This is a genomic window from Metabacillus sp. 84 (assembly GCF_050107715.1).
In the GTDB taxonomy this organism is placed as follows: Bacteria; Bacillota; Bacilli; order Bacillales; family Bacillaceae; genus Metabacillus_B.
In genome coordinates this window covers 1-26,869 of record NZ_JBNILN010000009.1, presented here as the reverse complement: position 1 = coordinate 26,869, position 26,869 = coordinate 1, and the positions used below count along the sequence as shown (strand labels likewise).

Genomic DNA, 26,869 nt, shown 5'->3' with positions numbered 1-26,869 from the left:
CGTTCGGTCTAGTCATAAGGCAGAGGCTGGCGAAGCTCCTATAGGGACCGAGGTCGAATGGATATGCCAGCTTCTCCGTGTCATCCTTGTGATTTAATCGGAAGAAGAAATTAGGCGGCTTGCCTGACCTGGGTGAAGTCCTGGATCATTCGCTGCGCATTAAACACCATGTGCTTCGTACTAAGGGCGTGAAGCACTTTCAACAGCTTTCCGCATAGAACCACAATGGACTGCTTTTTCTTGAGCGGATTCTCCCGCCTTGTCGTGTAATACTTATGCAGCTTCCGAAACGCCTCATTGTGACGAATCATCGGCATCATTACTCGGAAGAGAAGGGCTCGAAGCTTTCGCCTTCCCCGTTTGGAAATGCGCTTTTGTCCTTTGTGAAGACCGGAGGAATTCTCTTTCAGCGTTAACCCCGCGAGTTTGACTAGTTGGCGTGGGTGCTGATAATGCGTGAAACTGCCGATCTCGGACAAAAGCTCTACAATGGTGACATCCCCTAAACCGGGTACCGTTTGGAGATATTCGTACTCTACAGACGATTGCACCAGGGCTGTCAGCTGTTCGTTTAACTCCTGAATTTCCTTCTCTAGCTGGCGGTACCGGCGGACAAGCGTGGCAATCTCAATACGGGCCATCTGTTGTCCTTCCGTGACGCCAATGGACGAGGAAGCAAGATCAAGGAGCGTTCGGGCTTTTGGTTTTTGAGGGGATTTGAGCCCCTCTACCTGGCGGTATCGGTTCAAGAGGTCTTCCAGGCCGATGTCCGCCAGATCACTCGGAAACGGAGTCGTTTCCAGCGCAGCCAGCGCCATTTTTCCGAAGGACGGAAACACCTGCGCAAACTCAGGAAAATACTTGTCGGTCCAGCGAATCATCTTATTCTGGATGGAGGCAAGCTCTTCCGTCATCGTCGCGCGAAGCGTGGCTCCGGTCCGGAGTTCGGCTTCTGTGTCCTTCAGGATGCGAGGGTAGCTGAACCGGCCATCTTTCACAAGGCGTGCGATGACGAGCGCATCCTTCGCATCATGTTTGGTTGGCAGGTTATCATCCAGTTCCTTGGATTTCTTGACGTGCATCGGATTGCACACCACAAGGGGAATGCCCCGGGCATCCAGAAAATAGGCGAGATTCTTCCAATAATGACCTGTTGGCTCAATGCCGATCAGCACCTCGCTTTTGCCGTATGCTTTCAAGGCTTGGAGAATGCGCTGATAGAAGTCTTCAAATCCCTGTCTGGACTGGGAAACCGGAAAGGACTTTTCTAGAATCAGTCCCCGGATATCCACCATACAAGCGTAATGGGTCTTTTTGGCAATATCCAATCCTATGACGAGGGTTTGATCGGTGACTTGATTTATTTTGTCGTTTTGCGTAAAATTCACGTTGAGCTCTCCTTGGTATCCAAATTAGGGGTCAATTCGTGCAGATTTGACACCCCGTATCATACCAAGAGGGCTTTTTTGTGTTCAAGTCCCCGAAAAAGCTTCTAACAGGAATGCTCCTATTATAAAAGTTTTGATACCGAAGTGGTTCCATGATGTTCAGCATGACAGGGATTTCATAATAAAAGCAAGCGCAAACAAGTGCCCTTGCCTTCATTATATCTTAAACTGCTGCCGCTTAACCTCTATTTGCGATAGCCGAGAACCGCTTCGGCTACATTGACACAGTGATCCCCGATCCGTTCAAGATTGCTGACGATATCAACAAAGATCATACCGGCCTGTGCGGAGCATTCTCCGCTGTTCATCCGCAGGATATGCTTTTTCCTGAGGGTTCTCTCCATCCGGTCAATCCGGTCCTCTGCTTCAAAAATACGGTTTGCCAGCCCATGATCCCGGTCATCGAGCGACTGAACGGCGTAGCTGAGCGTTTTGACGGTCAATTCAAACATTTCATCTAAGTCATCTAGCGCTTCATCCGTTATCTTTACTTTATTGGACAATTTATAATCAACCAATTCAATGATGTTTTCAAAATGATCGCCCACCCGCTCAAGATCTCTGACGGTATCGATCAATACCGAATGCTCCGAGGTTTCATCTTCATTCAATTCATTCCGGGAAACGAGAATTAAATAATCCGTAATTTTACGGTCCAGATTATTGATTGCCTCCTCGATCTGCAAAGCTCTTTGTGCATGCTTCTGCTGACTTCCTGTCAAGTACAGTTTAGCCTCTTTTAACCCCTGCAGCGAAAAGCGCCCCATACGAAGAACTTCTTCTTTCGCCTGTCCGAGTGCGATGGAAGAGGATTGTTCAATAAATAAAGGATCAAGGTGTTTGGCCCTGTATTCCACAGATGAATCCTCGCCCGGGATGACTTTCGATGCTGCCCATGCGATCGAGCTGATAAATGGAAGCTGAATGAGCGCATTTGTTATGTTAAAGCTTCCATGGGCAAACGCAATCGTCATGGCCGGACTTAAATTTAAATTTTGCTCCAGCGACTGAATAAACATGGTGAAAAGCGGCAAAACAACCAAGAAAAGTGAGGTGCCTGCAATGTTAAAAACAACATGGGCGAGAGCGGCCCGCCTTGCAGCGAGCGAGGCTCCGATCGAGGCGAGCACGGCTGTCATGGTTGTCCCAATATTATCTCCGAACATAACAGGAAGAGCAGCCCGTAAATCCACCAGACTCTGGCCATACAGCTCCTGAAGAATGCCAATAGTTGCACTTGAACTCTGGACAATACCAGTAAACAAAGTTCCTGCCAGTACCCCAAGAAGCGGATTTGAGCTAAGCATCAGGGTAAATTCAGTGAAAAAATCAAGGCTTGCCAGCGGGCGCATTCCATTGCCCATTAATTCAAGGCCAAAAAAAAGAGCTCCGAAGCCGAAAACAACCTGCCCGGCATGATGAATTTTTTTATTTTTGATAAAATAGAGCAAAACCGCTCCGATTGCAAGAATTGGCAAAGAATATTCCGCTACATTGATCCCGATTATAAAAGCCGTTATGGTGGTTCCGATATTCGCCCCCATAATTACGCCAATAGCCTGGTTCAACGTCAGAAATCCTGCACTGACCAGACCTACAGCGATTACCGTAGTCCCGCTGCTTGACTGAATTAAAACAGTAACCAGCATTCCGGCGATCACTGCCTTAACCGGATTTGCTGTAAACTTATCAAGCATATCGCGAAGCCGGTTTCCCGCAGCCCGCTGCAATCCTTCTCCCATATACTTTATTCCAAATAAAAAGATCCCCAGACCTCCTGCAAATTCAAAAATCATCCTTTGGAGATCAATAGCCATCCAAATTCCCTCCAGCTGTTCTCTATCTCTCTTTATTACGTTAATCAAGTCAATTATTAATGAATTGTATATTTATTGTAAAGCATTTTTCGCTTTTTGTTTAATTTTTTTACAAAAGATCGCGTCTTCCTCTATTCACTTCACTTGTTTAAGTAATTTATGAAAGGTAAAATGAAAATTGGATTGAAAGAAAAGGAAGTGAACTTGTGAACGTATTTAAACAATTAGTTAAAAGCCTCTACTCCCCAAAGGATATTGCTTCGTTCAGATTCCAGGGAATAGGGAAAACGATTCTTTATGTATTTATTTTATGTGCGGCAGCCATCATCCCTGCTTCTATTTTACTCGGGCTGACAATCAGCAGCAGCATCGATGCCGTTCAGGAAAGCATCAGCAGCGACATCCCGGACTTCGCCATTGAAAACGGCGAGCTGACGTCTGAAGCAAACAAACCGGTCGAAATTAAAAGCGGCGATATGATCATTGTCTTGGACCCCACTGGTACATACACTGAAAAAGAGATTGAACAAAAACAGAATGCCATCGGCATCCTGAAAAATGATTTCGTACTGGCTTCAAACGGAACTGCGCAGGTTTTTCCTTATGATCAAGCAGGAAATCTAACGGTAACGAAAGATCAGATAACAGACCTCGCTAATCAGACGGGCCAATTAAAGCCCGTCATTGTATCCGCAGTTATCATGATCCTTTACCTGATTACAGCATTCTCTAAATTCGTGGAAGTGACTATACTTGCTCTGCTTGGGCTGCTGATCCGCAACCTGGTGAAGAAGAAGGCGAACTTTAAACAGCTATGGGTTATGTCAGCCTACTCCATTACCCTGGCTACAATTTTTATCGCTTTAATGACTTCGCTTCAAGCGGCCGTGCCCAGCCAGGGACTTGTCGTCTGGTTCGTGCATCTCGTTATGCTGTATCTGGCTATGAAGGAGCTTCCTGCAAGAAAAGAGCCCGCCCTCCCTGCTTAAAGCAGGACTCTAAATGATAGGGCTTTTTTGAAAAAGTTCATAGGTCGAATTATAAAAACCCAGGAATTGCTTTTACAGCGAGCATTCCTGGGTTTTTGTACCGTTTTAGATTCCGCCTTCATTTATTCGGCGGGAAAGAGGACGGATCGATCAATAGAATTATCTTGCAAGCTCCTTCGTCAGGTCTGAAAGCTCACCCGACAGGTTCGTCAGCCTGTTTCCAATTTGATGAGTCAGGTTGATCTGAACCATTTGTTCTTCTGAAGACGCAAGCATTTGCTCGGCACTTGCGAGAGTCTCTTGGGAAACAGAAACAAAATTCTCGGTTGACTGCTCCATGAGGGGCAAACTCTCCTGCAAAGCATACATGTTGTCGTTCATTTGCTTGAGCTTTGAGTTTACGCTTTCCATTTCCTTCATTAGATGGTCAAAGGAGAATCTTGATTCTTCAGCCGCTGTTAAATGGGATTTCAGGCTGCCGTGAAGTTCGCCGAATTCAGAAGTAGCTTTGTTTGAAATGCTCTCCATCTTTTGAACAGAACCTTTTATTTCTTCCGCGGCCTTTGAAGACTGATCTGCAAGTTTTCGTACCTCATCCGCTACGACTGCAAATCCTTTACCTGAATCTCCTGCCCTTGCTGCCTCAATAGCGGCATTTAAAGCAAGCAGTTTAGTCTGCTCGGAAACTTTCTGAATCAGGTTTACTACTTTGGAAATTGATTTTGAATGGCTCTTTACTCCGTGGATGGTTTCATTCATTTTTTCAAATTCTTGCCCAAACGTAAGAATTTCATGAATAAGCCCTGCAATTTTCTTTTCTCCGTGGTCTGCTGAATGATTCATTCCATCCGCACTTTTGAAAAGGTACTCCATACTCTTAATGGCCGTATGAATTTCACTTTTCATCTGATTAAATGCAGCCGAGCTCATTTCTGATGTGGCGGCTGTCTGCTCTGCCCCCATTTTAACCGTCTTAATTGCTTTTACAAGCTGTTCGTTTTGTTCAAGTACATCTGTTGAAGCATTTGTAAGATCAGCTCCTGTTTCAGATAAATCCAATGTCGTATTTTTCATATTCGAAAGCATCGTCCTCATTTGATCAATCATTTGATCAAAGCTTGTAATCAGTGATTTTATTTCAGGAATATTTGTTTTTATGCCTTTTCCTGAATCAAGCTTCCCTTCCCTTACGCCCCTCATCACTTTTCTTAAGTGGGTGAGAGGTTTTGTTAATCCTCTGACAAAAAACACGATTAGAAGGGTCGCAATTACAATACTCGTTGCAGCAGTCCAGGCGGTGAAGCTTCCAAGTGCATCAATAGGGGCTAAATAGCTGTCTGTTTTAACCGCTATCACCAGAATGCCCTTAAGCTCCTGAATTTCTTTTATTGAAAGGGTGTAATCTGCACCATTAATCACCCGGTGATGAATTGTCTGTGTTTCCTTCTCATTTAGATCTTTTAACTGATCAAACTCTAGTTTCGTTTTGGATTGGCCTAAAATTTCAAGGCTTTTATCATTTAGCAGATAAAAGTCTGCATCCAGACCATCTTGAATAAGCTCACTGGACTGATTAGGAAGAACTTTAGTGTTGAAGCGTTCTAAAAAAGCTTCTTCATCCCCTATATAGGCAAACATTAAATTTCCGGCAATTTCATTTGTAGTATTTACCTCTCGTTCAAGCCGGTTTTCAATAATTGAAACGGTCGTTTCTTTTGCTTTCTGATAAGATGTTATGCCGACCACCAAAATTGAAGAAATTAAAATAAAAAGAACAAGGCCAATGATCCGTGTTTGAAGGCTTAAGCCATTTTTCAAGCTTGGGCGCCACTTGCTTGCATGTTTAACCGTTCGTTCCATTGACTTCCAATAACTAAGCAGTGTCTGTTGAGAAGGCAGCAGCCTCGACCATTTCTCTTTCATCAATGGTAAATTCTCCTTTTTGTGTTCATAATGTGTAATCTAATTAAATTATCCCAAAAAAATGTTAAGGAAGTGTAAACTCTGTATTAAATTTAGCAGGATTTGTCGAAAAAGCAGACCATTTTTACTTGTTTTTTAAAAAATTAAAAAAATAATAAGTACAAAGACCCCCTTTTTCCCTACCTGCATAATTAAGTGAGACAAGCATATGCTTTAGTATTCCTGGCAAAAGGGTGAGAGGCTAATGAAAAGGCTATTCCTGCTGTTTTCCATCACACTGCTGACATATATCATTTATTATGATTTAAAGGTAGGCACAATCCCGAAGCAGGAAGCGGAAGGAATCATGACTACTTCCCAGCCTGTTAAAAGCGAAAGGAAACAAAGCTATAAAGAAATCCGTGTACAGGACGGTGAGTCTGTACTAATGATTATCAATAAAGTAAACGGCCATTCCATTCCTGTTCCTCTAGAAACGGCAGCAGGAGATTTTGAGAAACTTAATCCCGGTTCTAAGGCTAACAATATTCTGACAGGAAACTCTTATAAGTTCCCTCTGTATGAATAGCGGGTATGTTTAATTCCTTGTCAATACCGTCAAAAGGCTGATACAATGTGTAAGGAAACAAATCATTCTGGTTAATAAACCAATATGAATAAGGAGCGATTCACTCGTGGGTGAAATTACACATCGTACGAAGACTCGGCCCGTCAAAGTTGGAAATCTGACAATAGGCGGCAGCAATGAGTTAATTATACAAAGTATGACGACAACTAAAACACATGATGTCGAAGCAACGGTTGCAGAAATTAACCGGTTAGAAGAGGCAGGATGCCAGGTTGTCCGTGTTGCATGTCCGGATGAGCGAGCAGCCAATGCCATCGCTGAAATAAAAAAACAAATCAATATCCCTCTTGTCGTTGATATTCATTTTGATTATAAACTTGCCCTGAAAGCGATTGAAGGCGGAGCGGACAAAATCCGGATCAACCCGGGAAACATCGGCCGAAAAGAAAAAGTAGAAGCTGTAGTGAATGCAGCAAAAGCAAAGGGCATTCCGATTCGTATCGGGGTAAATGCAGGGTCTCTTGAGAAGCGGATTCTTGAGAAATACGGATATCCTACAGCGGATGGAATGGTGGAAAGTGCTCTTCACCACATTAAGATTCTTGAAGATCTGGATTTCCATGACATTATTGTCTCCATGAAGGCTTCCGATGTGAATCTGGCTGTTGAAGCATATGAAAAAGCATCTAAAGCATTCGACTACCCGTTGCATCTTGGAATTACTGAATCCGGAACCCTTTTTGCAGGAACCGTGAAAAGTGCTGCAGGTCTTGGGGCCATCCTGCACAAGGGAATCGGAAATACACTCCGGATTTCATTAAGCGCCGATCCGGTTGAAGAGGTCAAGGTAGCCAGAGAGCTTCTGAAATCATTTGGGCTGGCGTCCAATGCTGCAACGCTCATCTCCTGCCCTACATGCGGACGGATCGAGATCGATTTGATCAGTATTGCAAATGAAGTGGAAGAATACATTTCCTCCATCAAAGCTCCGATAAAAGTTGCTGTGCTTGGCTGTGCCGTAAACGGTCCTGGTGAGGCAAGAGAAGCAGACATCGGAATCGCCGGTGCGCGCAAAGAAGGTCTTTTGTTTATGAAAGGCCAAATTGTCCGTAAGGTGCCGGAAGCAACGATGGTTGAAGAGTTGAAAAAAGAAATTGACAAGCTTGCTGAAGCTCATTATGCAAAAGAAGCGGCTGAAAAAGCAAAAATTGAAGCTTAAAAAGTAAAAGCGGGCAATCCCATATGGGATCGCCCGCTTTTTTTGACGCAATTAAAAGAATGGGGTCACAAACAAGCCAAGAATCAGGGAAACAGCTCCGATTCCGATGGCCCAGGAACCTAGTGTCCGGGCCCCTTTTCTTCTTGCAACAAACCCTACAATGATTCCCGCCGCTCCTAATATGACGGGAAGCAAGAATAAGGAGATGACAGAAAGCGCAATCGCTACATACCCAGTCGTTCTGCCTTCTGCAGCGCCCCGGTCTGCATCCGTGTCAATGCGCTCCTCTTCGCGGTACGCATTAACTGGCGGCGCTATTTCTGCTGCCGATTCTTCCTTATATTCACGATGCTTTTCTATTTCCATTAAATCATCACGGTTATTCAGCCCGTTTACGGTATCCGAGTTCGTCATGTTGCCATGGTCCTCGAAGTGTCTTTCATCTGCCATTCCTTTCCCCTCACTTTCAAGTATAAGGAGCATTCCTTAGTATGCAGACCCGCCGGTTCAATTATGCCCCGTTTCCTTCTTTTTTTAGGAGGCATTGTGATACACTGGGAAAAGACTGTTGCAACAGTCAGTCATTGAAGGAAAAGGAGTGCCCGTATGCTGCGTTTAGGAATTGACATAGATGGAACGATTACACCCCCCGAAACATTTGTCCCTTACTTAAACAAATCGTTCAAAAAACAAATCACACTCGATGATATAAAGGATTACGACCTCACGAAAGCACTAAAAGTAAGCTATGAAGAACTCGGCCGGTGGATGGACGAATTTGAGCCTGTCATATATGGAGAAGCTCCTGTATCAAAAGGAGCCAAAGAAATCCTGAATAAATGGAAAGACATCCACAAACTGATCTTTATCAGTGCACGCGGACTTCATCTGAAGGATACTACCGTAGATTGGTTTGAAAAAAACAAGGTTTTTTACCATCATATTGAGCTAGTGGGCTCCCATGATAAGCTCAAGGCAGTCGACCATCATCAAATTGATGTATTTTTCGAAGATAAACACGATAATGCCTGTATCATCAGCGAAACGTTCAATATCCCCGTGATTCTTTTTAACACTCCCTACAATCAGGATCCTGTACCAGAGCAAGTCATCCGGGTAAACAGCTGGTATGAAGCGGAAAAGTGGATGAAGGATTACGAAAAAGAAGCGAATGTCAGAAGATAGGCTTAATGGATTAAGGCCCATATTGAGGAGAGTGAAGGCTGCGAGGTGCCTTCTTCCGGTGCCGGTGCCTGTCCCTCACTCTGATAAAGCGATAAAGCTCCAGCACCTGATCTGCAATCCGTTGCAGCACAAGGCTTTATAAACGTAAGTCTCCGGCCCGCACCACGTTAAAGCAGCGCGGGCCAGGCACGGTGCCTGGCCCCGCTTTCGATGCCGTACTAAAGCTCAGGCACCTGATCTGTCAGGCCTTGGCTCACAAGGCCTGATTGATGGATGCCTATGCCCCTCGTTCCTTTAAAGCACTAAAGCTCCGGCACCCCCGCTCACCAAGCGCTTCGAATGGTATTCTCCTCCGGCATCCGGCTAATAAAACAAAAACACCCAAAATTGCTGGGAAATTCAGCACTTTTGGGTGGATTGGTTAATGATTCTAATGTCAATGGCACTCCGGGCATTTACCGTAAATTTCGAATTTATGCCCGCTCACATCGAACCCTTTTAGATCATCCTTCAGTTTTTCCATTGGACAGGAATGGAGCTCCTTCGTTTTGCCGCAGTCCATGCAAATAAAGTGATGGTGGTGATGGGAGTGGTTGCATGTAAACCGGAAGTGCTTTTCTCCTGATAATTCAGTGGTTTCCAAAATGCCCAGTTCTGCAAATAAGGACAAATTCCTGTAGATGGTGTCAAAACTGAGGCCGGGATAATTGAATTTCATGCTTTCGAGCACGTCCCGCGCTGTCTGGTATTTGTTTGAATCCGCAAAAAAGGAAAGCATATCTTCCCGCTTATTCGTATATTTGTACCCGGAGTCTTTAAGCATTTGGAGTGCTTCGGTAATATTCATTGCACATGTCCCCTTTTAAGCTTGCTTGCTAAAATGGAAAGCGCCAGAATGATGATGTTCAGTACGACAATGGTTCCTCCTGGTGCAAGATCCAGCTGATAGGCTAGGATTAACCCTATCATAACAGACAATTCACCAAAAAGAACAGATAAAACGATGGCCTGTTTAAATCCTTTGGCAAGCCTGATGCTGGCTGCGACGGGCAATGTCATCAAAGAGGAAACCAGCAGAATGCCGACAATTCTCATGGAAGCTGCAATGACTAGTGCCACAGTTAAAATAAACACGAGGTGGATCCACTTAGCCTGGATACCGGAAGCCGCTGCATGCTCTTCATCGAACGAGAGGACAAAAAGTTCTTTGTACAACAGACCGACTACAAGCAGGACAAAAACAGAAATACCAGCGACTACATATAAATCGGACCGGGTTACAGCGGAGACGCTTCCGAATAAATAATTCAGCAGATCTGCGTTGAAGCCGTCGGCGAGGGATATAAATATCACTCCGATGCCGATTCCTCCTGATAAAATAATGGGAATGGCAAGCTCCTGGTAATGCTTGTAAAGCCCACGCAGCCTCTCAATCATAAGGGAGCCCCCAACGGAGAAAGCCATCCCCATATAAATAGGATTCACACCTGTGAGGATGCCCATTTTTTTCTCCAGGAACAGACTTGCTGCAATTCCGGTCAGTGTCACATGGCTGAGCGCATCTGCAATGAGTGACAGCCGCCTAACTACAATATATACGCCGAGTAAAGGAGCAATGAGTCCTATTAGAATTCCGGAAAAAAAAGCGTTCTGCAAAAATTCATATTCAAGGAATGGACTAAACATGGCTGTGGTCCTCGTGATCATGAGTAAGGACATGGACGGGATGGCCGTAAAATTCCGATACGGATTGTCCGTTCAACTCATCAAATTCCTTTGGTGATCCATGAAAATGGAGTGTTTTATTCAGGCAGGCTACCTGAGTCACCTTGTCGGTAATCGTCCCGACATCATGTGTGACTAATATCAGGGTAATTCCAAGCCTTCTGTTTAACTCCTCCAGCATGTTATAAAAATTCTGAACGGATGAAGCATCGACTCCCACAGTAGGCTCGTCCAAAATTAAAAGCTGTGGCTCGCTGACGAGAGCACGGGCGATAAAGGCCCTTTGCTGCTGTCCTCCGGAGAGCTCACCGATATTTCTTCTCATAAAAGAAGCAAGTCCGACTGCCTCAATGGCTTCTTCTACCTTTTTTCTGTCCGGAGCCTTCATCGTGCGGAACAATCCAAGCTTGCTTGAAAGGCCGCTCGCGACCACTTCAAATAAAGAGGCAGGAAAGCCAGTATTAAAGCTGTTTGCTTTCTGCGATACAAACCCGATTTCATGATGGTTTTTAAATTTCCTCAAATCTTCCCCGAACAAACGGATGGTCCCCTCAGTGGGCTTCAGCAGTCCCAATATACATTTTAGCAAAGTCGTTTTCCCTGATCCGTTTGGACCGACCAGCCCGAGAAAAGCTCCTTTTTCCACTTTTAAGTTTATATCTTCAAGCACATTTGTCCGGTCATAGGAATAATACACGTGACTGATATCAATTATAGGCTGTGCCACATTTTTCACCTCATACTTTATCAATAGATGTGGAGTCAGAACGATTCCGATTTAAACTTCAAAAATAAAATGGCTGCACCAAAGCAAGCCATTTTATACAACTATGAAATTATACAAGCCATCTGCGTTTTTGTAAAGTTATCTGCATCAATGAATGGCTGATTTGAATCTGGCCCCTTTTGTTTCCTGGGTATTCATGATCGTTATGAAAGCATTCTCGTCAATCTCATGGATAATGGATTTCAGCTTTGTGACTTCAAGCCTCGTGACTACCGCATAAATGACTTCGGTGTCTTCATCGGAGTAGCCTCCTTTTCCTTTCAGCTTGGTTGTTCCTCTCCCAAGCCGGTGCAGGATGGCATCAGATACTTCCTTATACTGTTCAGTCACAATGATGACAGCCTTTGTTTCATCCAGTCCCTGAATCACAGTATCAATCGTTTTAAATGCAATGTAGTAGGTCATCACCGAATACATCGCCTGCTCGGGACCAAATACGAATGCAGCCCATCCAAAAATAAAGATGTTGATGAACATGACAAATTCCCCAACGGAAAAAGGAAGCCGTTTTGTCATTAAAATCCCGAGGATTTCTGCTCCATCGAGAGATCCCCCATTACGGATAACAAGCCCTACCCCAAGTCCGAGGATCAGTCCGCCAAAAACCGTTGCAAGGATTGGCTCGCTGGTGAATGGATCCATATGGTGAAGGGACTGTTCAATGATGGCCAAAGCAATAATTCCAAATATAGAAGATATCATGAACGTTTTTCCAATATGTTTGTAGCCTGAATACATAAATGGGAGATTGAGGACGACGACAAGCGTACCAAAACTGATAAATGCCAGCTCTGCAGGTGCCAGGTAATCCAGAATGAGGGATACGCCGATGATTCCTCCATCAATGATGCTGTTTGGGATTAGAAATAGCTCAATGGCGATTGCAGCTAATGCTGCACCAATCGTGATCATAATAAAACGATACAATGTCCTGCCTAATTTTTCTTTTCGATGCTGTCTTTTTTCCATAGTCCTCTCCTTTTTCTCTTTATATTTTGTTCATTAGACGAGCTAAAGCCCATATGTATAAGGTATCCCTCTTCATGATAGAGGTTTTAGAGCGGTGAAGTCTCATCGTTCCGCACAGCTTTCGGTTGCCTTTGATAATGTAACGAGAGGAGGGTTTCAATTGATTTTATTTCAGAAAATAATCAATCAAAAAGTCAATTCCATTACCGCGAATGAATTGCTGCAGCTGGCTAAGCAAAATCAGCTATCCATTGACCCGGCACAGGCTGCTCAGATTGTGAAAGTCATAAAAGGGAAAAACGTGGATATCTTCAATGATCATGACCGCAGAAAGCTCCTGGCAAGCATTGCCGCCATAACTTCACCTGCTACTGCCCAGCAAGTGGACCTGCTGTTTAAACAGTTTGTAAAATAGCTTATGCTGAAAGTTGGACGGCTATAACAGTATGAAACAAAAACCTTAGTAAATGGAGAAGAGGCTGGGACATATCTAAAATTGATGTCATTAAAGCCGAATATTTCTTTTGAAAAAGCTCTTTAACTCGGCTGTTGATTGCAGTTAGCAGGCATTCGCTTATCCATGGGCGGGCGGTGAGCCTCCTCGCCGCTTTGCGCCTGCGGGGTCTCACCTTTCCCGCTGGTCCCGCAGGAGTCTCATGCCTTCCACTCCAAACAACAGGTGGTAATAAATCAACAACATACATGAACAAAGCCTTTGAAAAAAAACATGAAAACCAACAAAACCGAACGATTACGAAGCTCTATATTAGAGTTTCAAATAATAGTTCGGTTTTTTAATTAACCGGGAACCTTTTGTCTCAGCCTCTTCTCTCTTTGTTATTGACTGACGATCTTATTTAATACTTCATTATCGAATTCTTTTGATCGGATCATATCAATTTCAAATTTGTACGGCGGCTTTTTGTTTTTCTTATCTTCGCCAACATATGGTGTTTCAAGAATTTTAGGAAGCCCGCTCAGGGACGGATGATGCACGATGTCTACCAGCGCATCGAATCCGATATGTCCGAACCCAAAATTCTCGTGGCGGTCCTTCCTTGCACCGATCGGATTTTTACTGTCATTTATATGCAGCACCTTTAGACGGTCCAATCCAATGATGCGGTCAAATTCCTCCAGCACTCCATCGAAGTTATTGATAAGATCGTATCCGGCATCATGTGTATGGCACGTATCAAAGCAAACGGATAGATGCTCACTGTAGTGAACCCCCTCCATAATCTGTGCCAGTTCTTCAAAGTTCGAACCGATTTCAGACCCTTTTCCTGCCATTGTTTCAAGGGCGATCTGTACGGTTTGATCCTTAACGAGCACTTCGTTAAGTCCCTCAATGATTTTTTTAATGCCCGCTTCTGCTCCCGCTCCGACATGGGCCCCTGGATGGAGCACAATTTGTTTTGCGCCGAGAGCTGCGGTCCGTTCAATTTCTGAACGCAGAAATTCTACGCCGAGTTCGAATGTGCTTGGATTAACAGAATTTCCAATATTGATGATGTATGGGGCATGAACAATGATCTCGCCGATGCCGTTTTCTTTCATATGTGCCTGTCCAGCCTCAATATTCAGATCCTCAATCTTTTTCCTTCTCGTGTTCTGAGGAGCGCCCGTATAAATCATAAAGGTATTCGCCCCGTATGATGCTGCTTCCTGACTTGCAGCCAGCAGCATGTGCTTTCCGCTCATTGAAACATGAGAGCCAATCCTAAGCATTCCTTGCCCTCCTATTTTTCTCTTCTTTTTATTCTCCGCTGTTTCTTTTTGACCTTATCCATTTCCCATTTCATTTTCCGTTTATAGCCGGGTTTGACTTTCTTCGGCTTCCGGATTCCATGTTTCGCACGCTCGTCAGCATCACGGTCGGTTTTCGGGCGGTTTTTCCTGCGGTGGCGGTCATCCGCTTCTTTCCATTCAGAACCGTCTAGGTCTTTGTATTCAAACTGGATGCCCATTTTCTCAAGTTTCGCCAGAGCGTCTTCATCGGATGTTTCATAAATGGTAGCTGCGATCCCTGAGTAGCCTGCACGTGCAGTCCTTCCCACACGGTGGATGTAGAAGTCCAGATCCTGAGGCAGTTCAAAGTTAATGATGTGACTCACGCCTTCAATATCGATTCCGCGGGCGGCGAGGTCTGTCGCTACTACGTATTGAAATTCAAGATCATTGACCTGCTTCATCACTTTTTTACGTTCGCGTGGCGGCAGGTTTCCGTGAATGCGCCCGACTTTAAGGCCCTTGGCAGCGAGTTCGTCCGCAACTGCATCAGCCATTTTTTTTGTATTTGTAAAAACGATGGCCAAATACGGGTTGTAAGACTGAAGCATTTCATAGACAAGTCTCGTTTTGTTTCTGTGTTTAAGAGGAACAAGAACATGCTGAATCTTTGCAGCTGCTGCCTGTTTCGGTGCAACATGCGTAAATTTCGGGTTTGCCATGTATTTTTTTAAGAAAGGCTTCAGCTTTTCGGGAATGGTTGCTGAAAATACGAGCATTTGAAGCTCTTCCGGCATACCGCCTGCAATCCGGTCTACATCTTCCAGGAAGCCCATATCCAGAATCATATCAGCTTCATCTACGACTAAGGATTTAGCCTGATGAACAAAAAGAGCCTTTTCCTTCAGCAGGTCATGGATTCTTCCAGGCGTTCCGACGACAATCTGAGGCTGCTGCTTCAGTTTATCAATAGACCGCTGCTTATCAGTTCCGCCGGTGAAGCACTTGGCAGTAATGTCTTCTTCATGATGAGCAATTAATTTAAGAACCTCTTTATAGATCTGATTCGCCAATTCTCTTGTAGGGGACGTAATAACAACTTGAACAGTCTGGGAAGCGGGATCCAGGTTATTTAGCAGAGGAAGCAGGTATGCATGGGTTTTTCCAGTCCCTGTTTGAGACTGCCCGATGACACTTTCTCCTTTTATGATTGAAGGGATAATTCTTTCCTGTATTTCTGTTGGCTGTTTAAAGCCTAAATCTTTCACTGCTTCTATTAGAAACGGCTTTAGCTGCAATCGTTCAAATTTCTCCATAGTTTTCATAACTCCTTAATAATCTGCCATTCCTGATTTCGGATGTTCCGTATCCGGACAGGTTTAACCATTTTCACATTATATACGAAATCCAGGCAAAACACCAATCTTCCTGAGCCCTTTCCCGGCAAATGAAAAACCTTTTTCAGCCTGGCGCATATTCTGTAAGAGGCAAGAAGTCAGAAAGGAGTGAGACGATGTTTCCACAAAGACCAATGCCGCCGGGCGGCAATCCTGGAAGAGGATTTATGCAGGGACCCTTTCCAGGCGGACAGATGGCTGGAAGAGGCCCGGCTTTTATGGGGAGACAGCCTTTTAATGGGCAGGTGCCAGGCGGCCGCGGGTTATTTCAAGGCGGTCCTTTTGGCGGAGGGCCGGCCGGCTTTGGCGGTTCACAAGGATTTGGAGGGTTCGGCGGACCGGTTCAGGGAGTTCAGCAGGCTGCCGGGAGCGGCGGAATAAAAGGCCTGCTATCGCGCTTTTTACCTTCTGCAGGCGGGGCCGGAAATGTTGCCGGAGCGGCACAGCAAGGCATCCAGGGGCTCGCAAATCCAGCAAATATCACGGGGATGCTCGGCAATGTCCAAAAGGTTTTGGGCATGGCTCAGCAGGTTACACCTATGGTTCAGCAATATGGTCCCCTCGTCAGAAATTTGCCTGCTATGATTAAAATTTTCAGCCAGATGAATAGTGACGATACGGAAGAAGACACACCTGCAGAAGAAAACAAGGCGGTAAAACAGGCACCCGCAGCCGGCACAGCTAAGAAGAAGAAAGAACCTGTATCAGATGGTGCGGAGTCCGTTCCGGAAATAAGTCCTGAGGAAAAAAAGACTTCCCCCAAGGGAGCATCAAAACCTAGACTTTATGTATAAGAGTTTTGCAGTCTTTCCTCCAGTTCGTTATAATGGGAGCAGGGTATTATAAAAAAAGCCGGAAGCCGGCTTTTTTCTATTCGTTTCCTGTTTAGGAGGAAGATATATGGATGTAATTAAAATTGCTCCACGCGGATACTGCTATGGCGTCGTAGATGCGATGGTCATTGCCAAGAATGCCGCAATGGATAAAACATTGCCAAGACCGATCTACATTATAGGTATGATCGTCCATAATAAACATGTTACAGATGCATTTGAACAAGAAGGAATCATTACTCTTGACGGTACGAACCGTCTTGAAATCATGGAACAAGTAAATACGGGCACTGTCATTTTTACAGCCCATGGAGTTTCTCCGGAAGTCCGCCGCATTGCGGAAGAAAAAGGGCTCGTCAGCATTGATGCCACCTGTCCCGATGTGACAAGAACGCACGATCTGATTCGTGATGTAAAAGCAAAAGGCTACGAGGTCATCTATATCGGCAAAAAGGGGCACCCGGAGCCAGAGGGTGCCGTCGGAGTGGCCCCGGATATCGTTCATCTCATTGAAACCGTCGATGATGCTGCAGCTCTGGAAATTCATTCGGAGAAAATCATCGTAACGAATCAGACGACGATGAGCCAATGGGACGTGTATGACATTATGGAAAAGGTGAAGGAGAAGTTTCCCCGTGTGGAATTTCACCAGGAAATCTGCCTCGCCACTCAAGTTCGGCAGGAGGCTGTGGCTGAACAGGCAAAGGATGCCGATTTGACCATCGTTGTAGGTGACCCAAAAAGCAATAACTCCAACAGGCTTGCACAGGTTTCCGAGCAAATTGCGGGCACACCCGCCTACAGAATTTCGAACCTTTCCGAGCTTAAGCTGGAATGGCTGAAGGGCGTAAAGAAGGTCGCCATTACTGCCGGAGCATCCACCCCGACACCGATCACCAAGGAAGTCATCTCTTTCCTTGAGGGGTATGAAGAAGATTCAGATAAAGACTGGCAGGTAGTCCATGCTGTACCATTGAATAAAATTCTCCCAAAGGTCCGGGCGAAGAAATAAACAAAGGAGTTCCGGTGAGACGGAACTCCTTTTTCTATCCTCTATACTGCTATACCGTGTCAGCATCCAGCCTGTTTTCCCGCTCTGCCTCCTTCTTCATTTCATAACAGGCACCTGCTATTAGCAGGGCGAGGCAAGTCATCATCAGGATTGGAAAAGCTGTAAATTGAATATCTCTTGCGAACAGGATAACAGCCAGTCCTAGTATAAGCATGGCGGAAGGAGGGTATATATAAGATTTAGACTGATACAGCCAGGCGAAAGGAAAAAAATGACCTGCTGTGATGACACTAATGGTAAAGGGAAGTGCTCCCGGATCGGTAAAGCAAATATATGCCATAAGCGGTCCCATCAGAGCAGGCACCGCTGCAAGAATACCAGAGAGTCCTGACAGCGGATTAATTTTTTTGAACATATCCGTCTTCATCCATTTGGAAATCAGGATGCCGGCGAGGAAAAGCAGTCCTGTTCCGTACAAATAAATAATGGCAAGAGTACTCTCATTTTTTATGACAAAACTGAATATCAGCATAATGAACCAATATAAAAGAGCGCCCGTGATCATCGGTACTCCTTTTTTATTGTTTAAAGCCAGCTGATTTCTTGCAGTGTTCAGATCCATGAAGCCCATCCCCTTTTCTGCCTGACTTAAATAAACTTGAACGGATCTGTATGGATTTCTGAAGGAATGATGCTGACTTCATAATTCTTCTCTTCGCATAATGAGAGCATGGCATCTGTCACTCCCTGTTTCATTACCTTTTCCACATGATGGCCGGGATCCACAATATTCAGGCCCATCATCATTGCATCATGAGCGGTATGGTAATACATATCTCCTGTAACAAAAACATCCGCCCCGCTGAATTTCGCATCTTTAATGTACTTGTTTCCGTCCCCGCCAAGCACCGCACATTTTCTGATTACGGCATCCAGATCTCCAACAACCCGCACAGCTTCAACATCAAGAGCTTTTTTTACAAACTCAGCGAATTCTCTGAGGGACATTTCCTTCTCCAGCTTGCCGACCCTTCCCAGTCCCATAGGAAGTCCTTTCTGATCCAGTGTAACCAGATCATAGGCGGCTTCTTCATACGGATGAGCTTTAAGCATGGCAGAAATGACTTTTTTCTCAATTGATTCAGGGATAATGGTTTCAATCCGGATCTCATCGGCTTTTTCCAGCCTGCCTGTCTCACCTAGAAATGGGGAGGCTCCCTCAAGCGGCAAAAATGTCCCTGTTCCCCGGGCTGCAAATGTGCAATGGCTGTACTTTCCGATATTTCCTGCTCCCGAATCACCGAGCGCCTTTTTGACCGCTTCAGCATGATCTGCGGGAACAAATACAGTCAGCTTTTTCAATCTCTCTTCAGTTACAGGGGATAACACCTTCGTATCCTGCATATTTAAGGCAGCAGCTAAAAGATCGTTCACACCGCCGTTTGTGACATCCAAGTTTGTGTGGGCTGCATAGACGGCTATATCGTGCTTGATGCATTTTTCCAGAAGCTTGCCTGCCGGCTGGTCCGTTCTCAGCGAATGAAGCGGCCTGAAAATGGGCGGATGATGGGCGATAATCAGATCAGTATTGGATTCGATCGCTTCATCAATCACTTCATCCAGGACGTCCAATGCAATCATAACCTGCTTAACGGGTTTATTAAGCGTTCCGATTTGAAGTCCTATCTTATCCCCCTCCACCGCGTATTTTTTAGGGGAAAACTGCTCAAAAAGCTCAATAATTTCAAAACCATTCGGTATTTTGCTCATTCCAGTACCTCCCTGGTGATCGATATTAGGTGTTCCATTTCACGGCGTTTGCTCAAGGATTCTTCGGTTTGTTTTCCCTTCCCTATTTGAGCAGCCACCTTTTCCCAGTGGAGCATTTCATGTGTCCATTTCTTCTTAAATACTTCATTTTTTTCTTCCATTAAAAATGGACCAAACAGAATAGCCTGTTCCCGTTCTTTTCCTTCATAAGGCTTTAAAGGATTCCCTTTTTCAGCGGCAAGAATTTCATAGATTTTCTGATCCTCTTCCAGGATGCTCTCGCCGGTTAGCTCCCAGCCGTTTTCTATCAGCCACGATCTGATGAGATTCGCATTTACATTTGGCTGCAGAATCAGCTTTTCTGCCACATCCAGTTTGTCTTTTCCCGACTCCAGGATTTTGGCAATCAGGCCTCCGCCCATTCCGGCAATTGTGACACAAGTGGCTTCTGACGGCTTCAGCACTGACAGACCATCCCCTTTTCGGACGTCGATCAAATGCTGCAAACCAGTCCGCTCCACCTGCTTAACAGCGGATCGATAGGGACCCTCCACCACTTCTCCGGCAATGGCTTTTTGAGCCTTGCCATTCATAACCGCAAAGCATGGCAGGTAGGCATGGTCTGACCCTATATCAGCAAGGACAGAGCCCTCCTGAATATAATCTGCTACCGCTTCTAATCTTCTCGATAATTTTAATTCATTCATGTCCGTCACCTTTTGCCTATAATTTATGTATACTCCTTTTATTTTAGGTGAAGTGAATCACGATGTCCAACGGCTGCCGCAGCCAAACAAAAAACCCCTTCAGCAGGGGCATTGAGCACATTATTTAAGTTCGGAAACCCATTTTGCCACTTCATCCAGCTTCTTTTCGTCAGGTACCAGGTTTGGAGGCATTCCGCCGCCGCCGTTTTTGATTTTGTCTTTAATTTCATCTACGCTTAATCCTGTACCGGCAAGCTTCGGCCCTACTCCGCCTTCATAGTTTTCACCATGGCAGGAGATGCACTTTCCCTTATAGATTTCTTCTGGAGAAAGGTTTGCGACATTTTCTGTCTTAGGCTTTTCTTCATCTCCGCCAGCCATTTTTTCAGCATCACCAAGCCCTTTAACCGAGAAAAAGAGCATGAGCCCTATACCGAAAACAGCAATTAAGACAAAAGGTATTAGCGGATTCCGTTTCATTATTTCTCCTCCCAGACTTCGTCTCTCTCTGTATGTAGTAATCGCCATAAACTTCCTTCATTTTACTTTATCTTAGAGGGAAGGAAAAGAGAAGGAATCAAATTTCATCCAAAACTTTTATCTTTTGCCAAATAATCAGCTCAGCATCCGATCTGCCTGGCAATAACCATTCTTTGGACTTCACTGGTCCCCTCGCCAATCTCAAGCAATTTAGCGTCGCGTAAAAACCGCTCTACATGATAATCCTTCATGTACCCATAGCCGCCATGAATCTGAATAGCCTGGTTCGTAACCTCTGAACAGATTTCGGAAGCATAAAGCTTACACATGGACGCTTCTTTCGTAAAGGCTTTCCCCTGATCCTTCAGCCACGCTGCTTTATAAACCATTGTTCTTGCAAGCTCAACTTTCATGGCCATATCTGCCAGCTTAAACTGAATAGACTGGAATGCGGATAAGCTTTTGTTAAATTGCTTTCTCTCCTTCGCATAAGCCAGCGCTTTTTCGAAAGCGGCCTGGGCAATTCCCACTCCCATTGCTCCAATCCCGATTCGTCCTCCGTCCAGTGTAATGAGAAACTGCTTAAAGCCCTTCCCTCTTTCTCCAAGCAAATTTTCTTCAGGAACGATTACATCCTCAAGGACCAGCTCGGTTGTATTTGATGCATTCAGTCCCATCTTGTCATAATTATCAATAACTGTAAAACCGGGTGAATCCGTTGGAACGATAATAGCACTGATCTCTTTATGGCCCTCTTTTCTGCCTGTGATGGCTGTAAGGGCCAGGAACTTAGCGTAGGAAGCATTAGTTATAAAGCACTTGCTCCCATTAATGACGAAGCTTCTGTCTTTTAAAACGGCTTCAGTAGCCGTACCCCCTGCATCAGAGCCGGCGTTAGGCTCAGTCAGACCGAAAGCACCTAAAGACTCCCCTGAACAGATTTTAGAAAGATATTCCCTTTTTTGCTCCTCCGTCCCAAAGAGATGGATCGGCGCTCCTCCCAGTGAGATATGAGCTGAATAGGTAATTCCGGTAGATGCGCACGCTCTGCTTAACTCCTCTGTCACTATAGCAAAGCTCACCGTGTCCGCTCCGGCTCCGCCGTATTCTTCCGGAAAAGGAAGTCCAAGCATCCCCATCTCGCCCAGCTGCTTAAAGACGTGCACCGGAAACTCTTTTGTCTTATCTCTTTCTTCTGCCCCAGGTGCAACCTCAGCAATGGAAAACTCCCTTATCGTTCTTTGTACCATTTTCTGTTCAGCCGTTAACTCAAAATTCATCCAATCCCCCCTGAATAATGAACACGCTTACAATAACAGTATAAGAGGAAAGGGATTTTTTCACAACTTTTAAAATATTTAATATTCTATTCCTCTTTAAAAGCAGCTAGAGGATAAAAGAAGCAGCAGTCATCAGGATTCCTGCAGTCCCTGCGGCAAAGAAGGAGCGCAGCTTAAAACGAACGGAAAACAGGATCCACATAAGACTGTTCAGCACGACAGCTGCTGCATATGCAGGTGTTCTAGGCCAACCCAATAAGTCTGCACCTGTAAGAGAACTAAATAACAGGATCGAAAACACAACTCCCATGTAATAAAAAACGAGTTTCTGTTTTCTGCTGAAATATAATGCGGGTAGCATCCCGAGGAGAAAAGCAGCAAACAGGGCCATTTGCAATGAAGAGTTCATTTCAGTAAAATAGATAAAAAGTGATGCAGGCATCAGCAACATGATAAAAATTGGGATATAGAAACCCGTCTTTTTTCTTCGCTTTGCATCATTCTCCTGCTCTCCCTCTGTATAAAGTGCAAGAAGGAAATCACAGTATGTATCCGGAAGAAGCTTGCTTGACTTCCAGTGCCTGATCTCGTCAATAATGATTTTTTTTCTATCCATGTTCATTCAGTCATACCTCACTGGGTCTATGATACCTTTATTGTAATGAGGTTTGCATTCTTCGTAAACATAAATTATTTTAGTAAGCGCTTACCCCGGAATTATTATAGGGATGGAGAGATTAGGGAGCTTCATATTAATTCGCAGAAGTGCTGGATAAAAAAAAGAAAGACGGTTATCCGCCTTTCCTTCCTACTCCAGAAAATCTTTTAATCGCTTGCTTCTGCTTGGGTGCCGAAGCTTTCTTAAAGCTTTTGCTTCGATTTGACGGATACGCTCGCGGGTAACACCAAACACTTTGCCGACCTCTTCCAGTGTCCGTGTACGGCCATCGTCCAGTCCAAAACGGAGACGAAGGACATTTTCTTCACGGTCTGTAAGCGTATCAAGAACGTCTTCAAGCTGCTCCTTTAGAAGTTCATAAGCAGCATGCTCTGAAGGTGAGGTTGCGTCCTGATCTTCGATAAAATCCCCGAGGTGGGAATCATCTTCTTCACCAATCGGCGTTTCAAGTGATACCGGCTCCTGAGCAATCTTAAGAATTTCCCTTACTTTTTCAGGAGTTAAATCCATATCCTCTGCAATTTCTTCCGGTGAAGGCTCACGTCCAAGATCCTGAAGGAGCTGCCGCTGAACACGGATTAATTTGTTAATGGTTTCGACCATATGCACAGGAATACGGATTGTACGGGCCTGATCGGCGATCGCTCTTGTAATGGCCTGACGGATCCACCACGTAGCATACGTACTGAATTTATACCCTTTGCGGTAGTCGAATTTTTCAACAGCCTTCATCAGTCCCATGTTTCCTTCCTGAATCAGGTCAAGGAACAGCATGCCTCGTCCGACATAGCGCTTGGCGATACTTACAACGAGACGAAGGTTTGCTTCAGCAAGACGGCGTTTAGCCTCTTCATCGCCTTCTTCGATCCGTTTAGCCAGTTCAATTTCTTCATTGGCCGATAGAAGGTCTACACGCCCGATCTCTTTTAAATACATTCTGACAGGATCATTGATTTTGACTCCCGGCGGAACGCTCAGATCATTCAGGTCGAACTCTTCTTCTTTCGCTAAATCCTGTATGTTAGGGTCTTCTGCTTCACCATTTTCTCCTTGAAGCTCAACACCTTGTTCACCAAGAAATTCATAATACTCATCCATTTGGTCTGATTCCATTTCAAAGCTTGACATACGTTCAGCAATTTCCTCATATGTCAATGAACCGCGCTTTTTACCGATCTCGGTAAGCTGATCCTTTACTTGATCCAGCGTCAGTTCTGTGTCATGGGTTTGTTTGTCAGCCATTGGATCCCCTCCTTCCAAAACTTGAAGCCTTCTCAGGCAGTTAGATTTTTCGCTGCCTTATCATAAGACGGCTTAGTGTGCTATAGATGAACTCCATGTAAAATGGATGGTCATTTTTTCAGTATCCTGATCATTGCGCAGCAGCCTGCTGCTGAACAATGAACCGGTGTATTCCCTTAGGATCAGCCCCTTAAAGAGCGCTTGAGCTGAACGATCTCCATGGCAATTCTCGCTGCTTTTACAAAGTCGCGCTGCTTCTCTGCCTCGTTTTTCTCCGCTTCCTTTTCCTGCAGATCGCGGATTTTTGGATAGTTCAGGATCTGTTTCATGTAATCCTGGATTTCGGCAGGGGCAGGATCATCACTGACTTGCATCATGGCTATATCTGATGCTGCAGACATCAGTTCTCTGCTTGGGAGCCTTTGGAGAAAGGTGCTGATGTTTCCGTCGGATCCTTCTTCATAATAAGCAAATAAATAAGTGGCAATTGCACGGTGCTCTTCAATATTAAATTCGATCCCGAGAGTATCCAGCACCTTTTGGGCGGCGTCCCTGCTCTTCAGCATATGGGCAAGCAGCATCCGTTCAGCATTATGATAGGCCGGAAGCAGCTTTTTCTTTTTTCGGGGTGCCATAGGCTTATCAGCAGCCGCCCTGTTCTGCTCCGGTTTGCCTCTCGGCTTTCCGGAAGTTCTCGCAATCTCACCAAGCCTCTCTTTTAGGATCTCCATTCCTATTGAGTATTCCTGAGAGAGCTGTTTAAGATAGATCTCCTGTTCAAGCGGATTGGATAATTCAGCAATCTCCTTAAGAATCTGCTCCATATACTGAATTCTTTCCGCTTCATTCTGAAGATTTTTCCCGCGTTTAAAATAATTCATCTTAAAGGCCATAACAGAGACGCTCGCCCCTATTACATCCTGGCGGAACTTTTCAGCTCCATACCGGTTGATGTAGTCATCGGGGTCCAAGCCATCCGGGATCATGGCTACTTTAACAGCCGCACCAGCCTGAATCAGCGTTTTAGCAGAGCGCAGCGTGGCTTCCAGTCCGGCTTTATCGGAATCATAGCAAAGCACGATCTCCAGACTGTTGCGTTTTAAAATCTTAGCCTGTTCATCTGTCAGCGCTGTTCCCATTGCGGCAACGGATTGCTCCACTCCTGCTTTTGAAGCGGAAATCACATCAGCAAAGCCTTCAAGAAGCACCGCTTGCTGATGTTTTCTTATATGTAGCCTTGCTTTATGGAAATTGTACAGCACCTTGCTTTTATTAAATAATTTCGTTTCAGGGCTGTTCAAATACTTGGGCTGTTCGTCCGTGAGCACTCTTCCTGAAAAGGCGATCGTATTCCCATGATGATCAAGAATAGGAAACATGATCCGGTTTCGAAAGCGGTCCAGGAAATCGGATCCGTCGTTCTTTTTCACCAGCAGCCCTGCCTGTTCCATCAGCGGGAGGCTGAAACCTCTTTTGGCCAGAAATTTCGCTGCAAAATTCCAGGAAGGAAGCGAGTACCCGATTTCAAAATGCTCGATGGATTCTTTGGTGAACCCTCTTTGAATCAGATATTCCAAGGCAGTCTCGCCCTCTTTTGTATTTACCAGCAAATGGTGGTAAAATTTCTTTAGAAGCTCATGGGCTTTTAGCATGACAGCAGAATCCTGGTCACGGCCCTCTCCTGAAGGTTCCGAGAGCTTAGGGGTATCTTCCGGAAGGGCGATCCCTTCTTTTTCTGACAGCTGCCGAACCGCTTCAACAAATTCATAGCCTTCCATTTGCATGAGGAAGGAAAAGACGTTTCCCCCTGCTCCGCAGCCAAAGCAGTGAAAGATCTGCTTATCTGGAGAAACAGAAAAAGATGGTGTATTTTCACCATGAAACGGACAAAGCCCAAAATAATTGCGGCCCTGTTTTTTTAATTGAACGTATTCTCCGATCAGATCGACGATGTCCACGGATTGCTGAATTTTATTGACAGCATCCTCAGGAATTCTCTGAGCCATACTAACATCCCCGTGTTTCAATTATTCGAGACTTAGGATTCAATCCCTGCAAGTTTCGACAAGATTTTTTCTAAGGAATCTGCAAAATTTTTGCGGTCTGCATCCAGAAAAGGCTTCGGTCCTTTGGAATGGATTCCCTCTCTTCTGCCTTTAGCAGATAAATACCGGAATTGTAAAGCCGTGTCTATATTTTGCTCTGTATAATGTTTACCCCGTGGCGTCAAAACCATAACGTTTTTTTTCAGGAGCAAGCCTGCCAATCCAATATCCTGAGTGACCACAATATTGTCCGGTCTTGTGTGGTTAACGATATAGAGGTCTGCCGATTCTTTTTCAGCATCCACATACACCCACTTTTTTCCGAGTGTTTCCATCGTCATGTGGTTGTACGATGCTACAAACACCGTCTCCGCTTGATAAGCATCAGCCAGCTGTACGATTTCATTCTTAACTGGGCAAGCATCGGCATCGACAACTATTTTCAGCTTTTTTTCGGCATTTTTCTCTATTCTCCATCACTCCGTTAAAATCCTTCTTTCAAAGCAGAATCCTGCAACTGAACATGCAGCACCGGAAAACAAGTCCAGCCTGCTTGCTTCAGCTTCCAGTTAAATCAGTCTTTGTCGATTTATTTTTGCTGAATCCACTTGACAGATACTAGTAAATAGTTTATTCTACCGCTTCAAAGTCTAAACCTAAAAAGTGTAATTTTATCACAATTTTTTATTATAATACAAAGTCTCTACTTTTTCTATCCTTTTGATTTAATTTCGCAGAAGGATTTTTGCTCGTCCTGTATTTATTCAAATGAAAGCCCGGCTGAACTTTTTTCAGCTGGGCTTCATTCATCATTCATTTGTCAACAATGCTTTGAATGCACCTTTAAGGCAGGATAGCAGAATTCCCTTATCCAACCGCTATTGCTATTGTCCAGCTTCGGGCGCTACCGTCTCTCAGCGCTGGGCAAGCGCCCTACGCTTTTCTTATTGTCCAGCTCCGGCGGCTAGCCTCTCGAGGTCATAAGCCACTCATCCTGCGGAAGGGAGGACGCCTTCCTCCGGCTGATTGTCTTATGCTTGTCGAGGCTGCACAAGCCGCCTCC

General features: G+C 44.9%; 26 protein-coding genes. 7 read left to right on the top strand and 19 right to left on the bottom strand.

Annotated features, from left to right (window positions below; translation table 11 throughout):
- Window positions 1-110: 110 nt before the first annotated feature.
- Both ACQCV8_RS14845 and ACQCV8_RS14840 read right to left on the bottom strand, forming a co-directional pair.
- Window positions 111-1,388: an IS110 family transposase gene (locus ACQCV8_RS14845; protein WP_426845629.1), complete on the bottom strand. Its 1,278-nt coding sequence runs from the start codon at window positions 1,386-1,388 to the stop codon at window positions 111-113.
- Between the two features lie 245 nt (window positions 1,389-1,633).
- Window positions 1,634-3,265 (bottom strand): Na/Pi cotransporter family protein, encoded by a 1,632-nt coding sequence (locus ACQCV8_RS14840; RefSeq protein ID WP_426845627.1) that lies wholly within the window; start codon window positions 3,263-3,265, stop codon window positions 1,634-1,636.
- 206 nt (window positions 3,266-3,471) lie between these two features.
- On the opposite strand from ACQCV8_RS14840, the gene ACQCV8_RS14835 reads away from it, so the two are divergent.
- Window positions 3,472-4,254 carry a DUF1189 domain-containing protein gene (locus tag ACQCV8_RS14835; RefSeq protein ID WP_426845625.1) on the top strand — a complete coding sequence of 261 codons (783 nt, stop codon included), beginning with the start codon at window positions 3,472-3,474 and terminating at the stop codon, window positions 4,252-4,254.
- A 159-nt stretch (window positions 4,255-4,413) separates the two neighbouring features.
- On the opposite strand, the gene ACQCV8_RS14830 is transcribed toward ACQCV8_RS14835, so the two are convergent.
- Entirely contained in the window at window positions 4,414-6,177 is a 1,764-nt protein-coding gene (locus tag ACQCV8_RS14830; protein WP_426845807.1) for a methyl-accepting chemotaxis protein, read from the bottom strand.
- 244 nt (window positions 6,178-6,421) lie between these two features.
- Between ACQCV8_RS14830 and ACQCV8_RS14825 the strand changes: the two genes are divergently transcribed.
- Both ACQCV8_RS14825 and ispG read left to right on the top strand, forming a co-directional pair.
- Window positions 6,422-6,745, top strand: a complete 324-nt coding sequence (locus tag ACQCV8_RS14825) for a hypothetical protein (protein WP_426845623.1) — start codon at window positions 6,422-6,424, stop codon at window positions 6,743-6,745.
- 106 nt (window positions 6,746-6,851) lie between these two features.
- Window positions 6,852-7,964: a flavodoxin-dependent (E)-4-hydroxy-3-methylbut-2-enyl-diphosphate synthase gene (ispG, locus tag ACQCV8_RS14820; RefSeq protein ID WP_426845621.1), complete on the top strand. Its 1,113-nt coding sequence runs from the start codon at window positions 6,852-6,854 to the stop codon at window positions 7,962-7,964.
- Window positions 7,965-8,015: 51 nt separating this feature from the next.
- On the opposite strand, the gene ACQCV8_RS14815 is transcribed toward ispG, so the two are convergent.
- Complete coding sequence (locus ACQCV8_RS14815) at window positions 8,016-8,330, bottom strand: DUF4190 domain-containing protein (RefSeq protein ID WP_426845805.1); 315 nt, start codon at window positions 8,328-8,330, stop codon at window positions 8,016-8,018.
- Between the two features lie 240 nt (window positions 8,331-8,570).
- Between ACQCV8_RS14815 and ACQCV8_RS14810 the strand changes: the two genes are divergently transcribed.
- Entirely contained in the window at window positions 8,571-9,149 is a 579-nt protein-coding gene (locus ACQCV8_RS14810) for a hypothetical protein (protein ID WP_426845619.1), read from the top strand.
- Window positions 9,150-9,585: 436 nt separating this feature from the next.
- On the opposite strand, the gene ACQCV8_RS14805 is transcribed toward ACQCV8_RS14810, so the two are convergent.
- From ACQCV8_RS14805 to ACQCV8_RS14790, 4 genes are all read right to left on the bottom strand, one after another.
- On the bottom strand, window positions 9,586-9,996 hold the full coding sequence (locus ACQCV8_RS14805) for a Fur family transcriptional regulator (protein WP_426845617.1): 411 nt from the start codon (window positions 9,994-9,996) through the stop codon (window positions 9,586-9,588).
- The gene (locus ACQCV8_RS14800) at window positions 9,993-10,835 is read right to left on the bottom strand and encodes a metal ABC transporter permease (RefSeq protein ID WP_426845615.1); all 843 of its coding nucleotides are present in this window, start codon (window positions 10,833-10,835) and stop codon (window positions 9,993-9,995) included. Before ACQCV8_RS14800 ends, ACQCV8_RS14805 begins: the two co-directional genes overlap by 4 nt.
- Entirely contained in the window at window positions 10,828-11,601 is a 774-nt protein-coding gene (locus ACQCV8_RS14795) for a metal ABC transporter ATP-binding protein (RefSeq protein ID WP_426845613.1), read from the bottom strand. The genes ACQCV8_RS14800 and ACQCV8_RS14795 overlap by 8 nt, the downstream gene beginning before the upstream one ends.
- A 147-nt stretch (window positions 11,602-11,748) precedes the next feature.
- Window positions 11,749-12,630, bottom strand: a complete 882-nt coding sequence (locus ACQCV8_RS14790; protein ID WP_426845611.1) for a YitT family protein — start codon at window positions 12,628-12,630, stop codon at window positions 11,749-11,751.
- A gap of 160 nt (window positions 12,631-12,790) precedes the next feature.
- Between ACQCV8_RS14790 and ACQCV8_RS14785 the strand changes: the two genes are divergently transcribed.
- Complete coding sequence (locus ACQCV8_RS14785; protein ID WP_426845609.1) at window positions 12,791-13,045, top strand: DUF2624 domain-containing protein; 255 nt, start codon at window positions 12,791-12,793, stop codon at window positions 13,043-13,045.
- Between the two features lie 422 nt (window positions 13,046-13,467).
- Here ACQCV8_RS14785 and ACQCV8_RS14780 read toward each other — a convergent pair whose 3' ends face one another.
- Window positions 13,468-14,361, bottom strand: coding sequence for a deoxyribonuclease IV (locus tag ACQCV8_RS14780; RefSeq protein WP_426845608.1), 894 nt, complete (start codon window positions 14,359-14,361; stop codon window positions 13,468-13,470).
- An 11-nt stretch (window positions 14,362-14,372) separates the two neighbouring features.
- Complete coding sequence (locus ACQCV8_RS14775) at window positions 14,373-15,677, bottom strand: DEAD/DEAH box helicase (protein WP_426845606.1); 1,305 nt, start codon at window positions 15,675-15,677, stop codon at window positions 14,373-14,375.
- Window positions 15,678-15,874: 197 nt separating this feature from the next.
- Between ACQCV8_RS14775 and vrrA the strand changes: the two genes are divergently transcribed.
- Both vrrA and ACQCV8_RS14765 read left to right on the top strand, forming a co-directional pair.
- Window positions 15,875-16,552, top strand: coding sequence for a VrrA/YqfQ family protein (gene vrrA / locus ACQCV8_RS14770; protein ID WP_426845604.1), 678 nt, complete (start codon window positions 15,875-15,877; stop codon window positions 16,550-16,552).
- Window positions 16,553-16,658: 106 nt separating this feature from the next.
- Window positions 16,659-17,603, top strand: a complete 945-nt coding sequence (locus ACQCV8_RS14765) for a 4-hydroxy-3-methylbut-2-enyl diphosphate reductase (protein ID WP_426845602.1) — start codon at window positions 16,659-16,661, stop codon at window positions 17,601-17,603.
- Between the two features lie 49 nt (window positions 17,604-17,652).
- Here ACQCV8_RS14765 and ACQCV8_RS14760 read toward each other — a convergent pair whose 3' ends face one another.
- From ACQCV8_RS14760 to ACQCV8_RS14720, 9 genes are all read right to left on the bottom strand, one after another.
- Window positions 17,653-18,225, bottom strand: coding sequence for a DUF7010 family protein (locus ACQCV8_RS14760; RefSeq protein WP_426845600.1), 573 nt, complete (start codon window positions 18,223-18,225; stop codon window positions 17,653-17,655).
- A gap of 26 nt (window positions 18,226-18,251) precedes the next feature.
- On the bottom strand, window positions 18,252-19,373 hold the full coding sequence (locus ACQCV8_RS14755) for a Nif3-like dinuclear metal center hexameric protein (RefSeq protein ID WP_426845598.1): 1,122 nt from the start codon (window positions 19,371-19,373) through the stop codon (window positions 18,252-18,254).
- A complete protein-coding gene (locus tag ACQCV8_RS14750; protein WP_426845596.1) occupies window positions 19,370-20,080 on the bottom strand; it encodes a tRNA (adenine(22)-N(1))-methyltransferase in 711 nt (236 codons plus the stop codon). The genes ACQCV8_RS14755 and ACQCV8_RS14750 overlap by 4 nt, the downstream gene beginning before the upstream one ends.
- A gap of 120 nt (window positions 20,081-20,200) precedes the next feature.
- Window positions 20,201-20,560 (bottom strand): cytochrome c550, encoded by a 360-nt coding sequence (gene cccA, locus ACQCV8_RS14745; protein WP_426845594.1) that lies wholly within the window; start codon window positions 20,558-20,560, stop codon window positions 20,201-20,203.
- Between the two features lie 140 nt (window positions 20,561-20,700).
- A complete protein-coding gene (locus ACQCV8_RS14740; protein ID WP_426845592.1) occupies window positions 20,701-21,840 on the bottom strand; it encodes an acyl-CoA dehydrogenase family protein in 1,140 nt (379 codons plus the stop codon).
- A gap of 106 nt (window positions 21,841-21,946) precedes the next feature.
- Window positions 21,947-22,462, bottom strand: coding sequence for a hypothetical protein (locus ACQCV8_RS14735; RefSeq protein WP_426845590.1), 516 nt, complete (start codon window positions 22,460-22,462; stop codon window positions 21,947-21,949).
- Between the two features lie 186 nt (window positions 22,463-22,648).
- Window positions 22,649-23,761: an RNA polymerase sigma factor RpoD gene (rpoD, locus tag ACQCV8_RS14730; RefSeq protein WP_426845588.1), complete on the bottom strand. Its 1,113-nt coding sequence runs from the start codon at window positions 23,759-23,761 to the stop codon at window positions 22,649-22,651.
- Window positions 23,762-23,943: 182 nt separating this feature from the next.
- Window positions 23,944-25,767, bottom strand: a complete 1,824-nt coding sequence (gene dnaG / locus ACQCV8_RS14725; RefSeq protein ID WP_426845586.1) for a DNA primase — start codon at window positions 25,765-25,767, stop codon at window positions 23,944-23,946.
- Between the two features lie 32 nt (window positions 25,768-25,799).
- Window positions 25,800-26,276 (bottom strand): YaiI/YqxD family protein, encoded by a 477-nt coding sequence (locus ACQCV8_RS14720; protein ID WP_426845803.1) that lies wholly within the window; start codon window positions 26,274-26,276, stop codon window positions 25,800-25,802.
- Window positions 26,277-26,869: the final 593 nt, after the last annotated feature.

Excerpts from the sequence above, each read along its gene's own strand:
- ACQCV8_RS14840 (WP_426845627.1), bottom strand. The coding sequence starts at position 3,265 with ATGGCTATTGATCTCCAAAGGATGATTTTTGAATTTGCAGGAGGTCTG.
- ACQCV8_RS14830 (WP_426845807.1), bottom strand. The coding sequence starts at position 6,177 with ATGAAAGAGAAATGGTCGAGGCTGCTGCCTTCTCAACAGACACTGCTT.
- ACQCV8_RS14825 (WP_426845623.1), top strand. The coding sequence starts at position 6,422 with ATGAAAAGGCTATTCCTGCTGTTTTCCATCACACTGCTGACATATATC.
- ACQCV8_RS14815 (WP_426845805.1), bottom strand. The coding sequence starts at position 8,330 with ATGGAAATAGAAAAGCATCGTGAATATAAGGAAGAATCGGCAGCAGAA.
- ACQCV8_RS14810 (WP_426845619.1), top strand. The coding sequence starts at position 8,571 with ATGCTGCGTTTAGGAATTGACATAGATGGAACGATTACACCCCCCGAA.
- ACQCV8_RS14805 (WP_426845617.1), bottom strand. The coding sequence starts at position 9,996 with ATGAATATTACCGAAGCACTCCAAATGCTTAAAGACTCCGGGTACAAA.
- ACQCV8_RS14800 (WP_426845615.1), bottom strand. The coding sequence starts at position 10,835 with ATGTTTAGTCCATTCCTTGAATATGAATTTTTGCAGAACGCTTTTTTT.
- ACQCV8_RS14790 (WP_426845611.1), bottom strand. The coding sequence starts at position 12,630 with ATGGAAAAAAGACAGCATCGAAAAGAAAAATTAGGCAGGACATTGTAT.
- ACQCV8_RS14780 (WP_426845608.1), bottom strand. The coding sequence starts at position 14,361 with ATGCTTAGGATTGGCTCTCATGTTTCAATGAGCGGAAAGCACATGCTG.
- ACQCV8_RS14775 (WP_426845606.1), bottom strand. The coding sequence starts at position 15,677 with ATGGAGAAATTTGAACGATTGCAGCTAAAGCCGTTTCTAATAGAAGCA.
- vrrA (WP_426845604.1), top strand. The coding sequence starts at position 15,875 with ATGTTTCCACAAAGACCAATGCCGCCGGGCGGCAATCCTGGAAGAGGA.
- ACQCV8_RS14765 (WP_426845602.1), top strand. The coding sequence starts at position 16,659 with ATGGATGTAATTAAAATTGCTCCACGCGGATACTGCTATGGCGTCGTA.
- ACQCV8_RS14760 (WP_426845600.1), bottom strand. The coding sequence starts at position 18,225 with ATGGATCTGAACACTGCAAGAAATCAGCTGGCTTTAAACAATAAAAAA.
- ACQCV8_RS14755 (WP_426845598.1), bottom strand. The coding sequence starts at position 19,373 with ATGAGCAAAATACCGAATGGTTTTGAAATTATTGAGCTTTTTGAGCAG.
- ACQCV8_RS14750 (WP_426845596.1), bottom strand. The coding sequence starts at position 20,080 with ATGAATGAATTAAAATTATCGAGAAGATTAGAAGCGGTAGCAGATTAT.
- cccA (WP_426845594.1), bottom strand. The coding sequence starts at position 20,560 with ATGAAACGGAATCCGCTAATACCTTTTGTCTTAATTGCTGTTTTCGGT.
- ACQCV8_RS14740 (WP_426845592.1), bottom strand. The coding sequence starts at position 21,840 with ATGAATTTTGAGTTAACGGCTGAACAGAAAATGGTACAAAGAACGATA.
- ACQCV8_RS14735 (WP_426845590.1), bottom strand. The coding sequence starts at position 22,462 with ATGAACATGGATAGAAAAAAAATCATTATTGACGAGATCAGGCACTGG.
- rpoD (WP_426845588.1), bottom strand. The coding sequence starts at position 23,761 with ATGGCTGACAAACAAACCCATGACACAGAACTGACGCTGGATCAAGTA.
- dnaG (WP_426845586.1), bottom strand. The coding sequence starts at position 25,767 with ATGGCTCAGAGAATTCCTGAGGATGCTGTCAATAAAATTCAGCAATCC.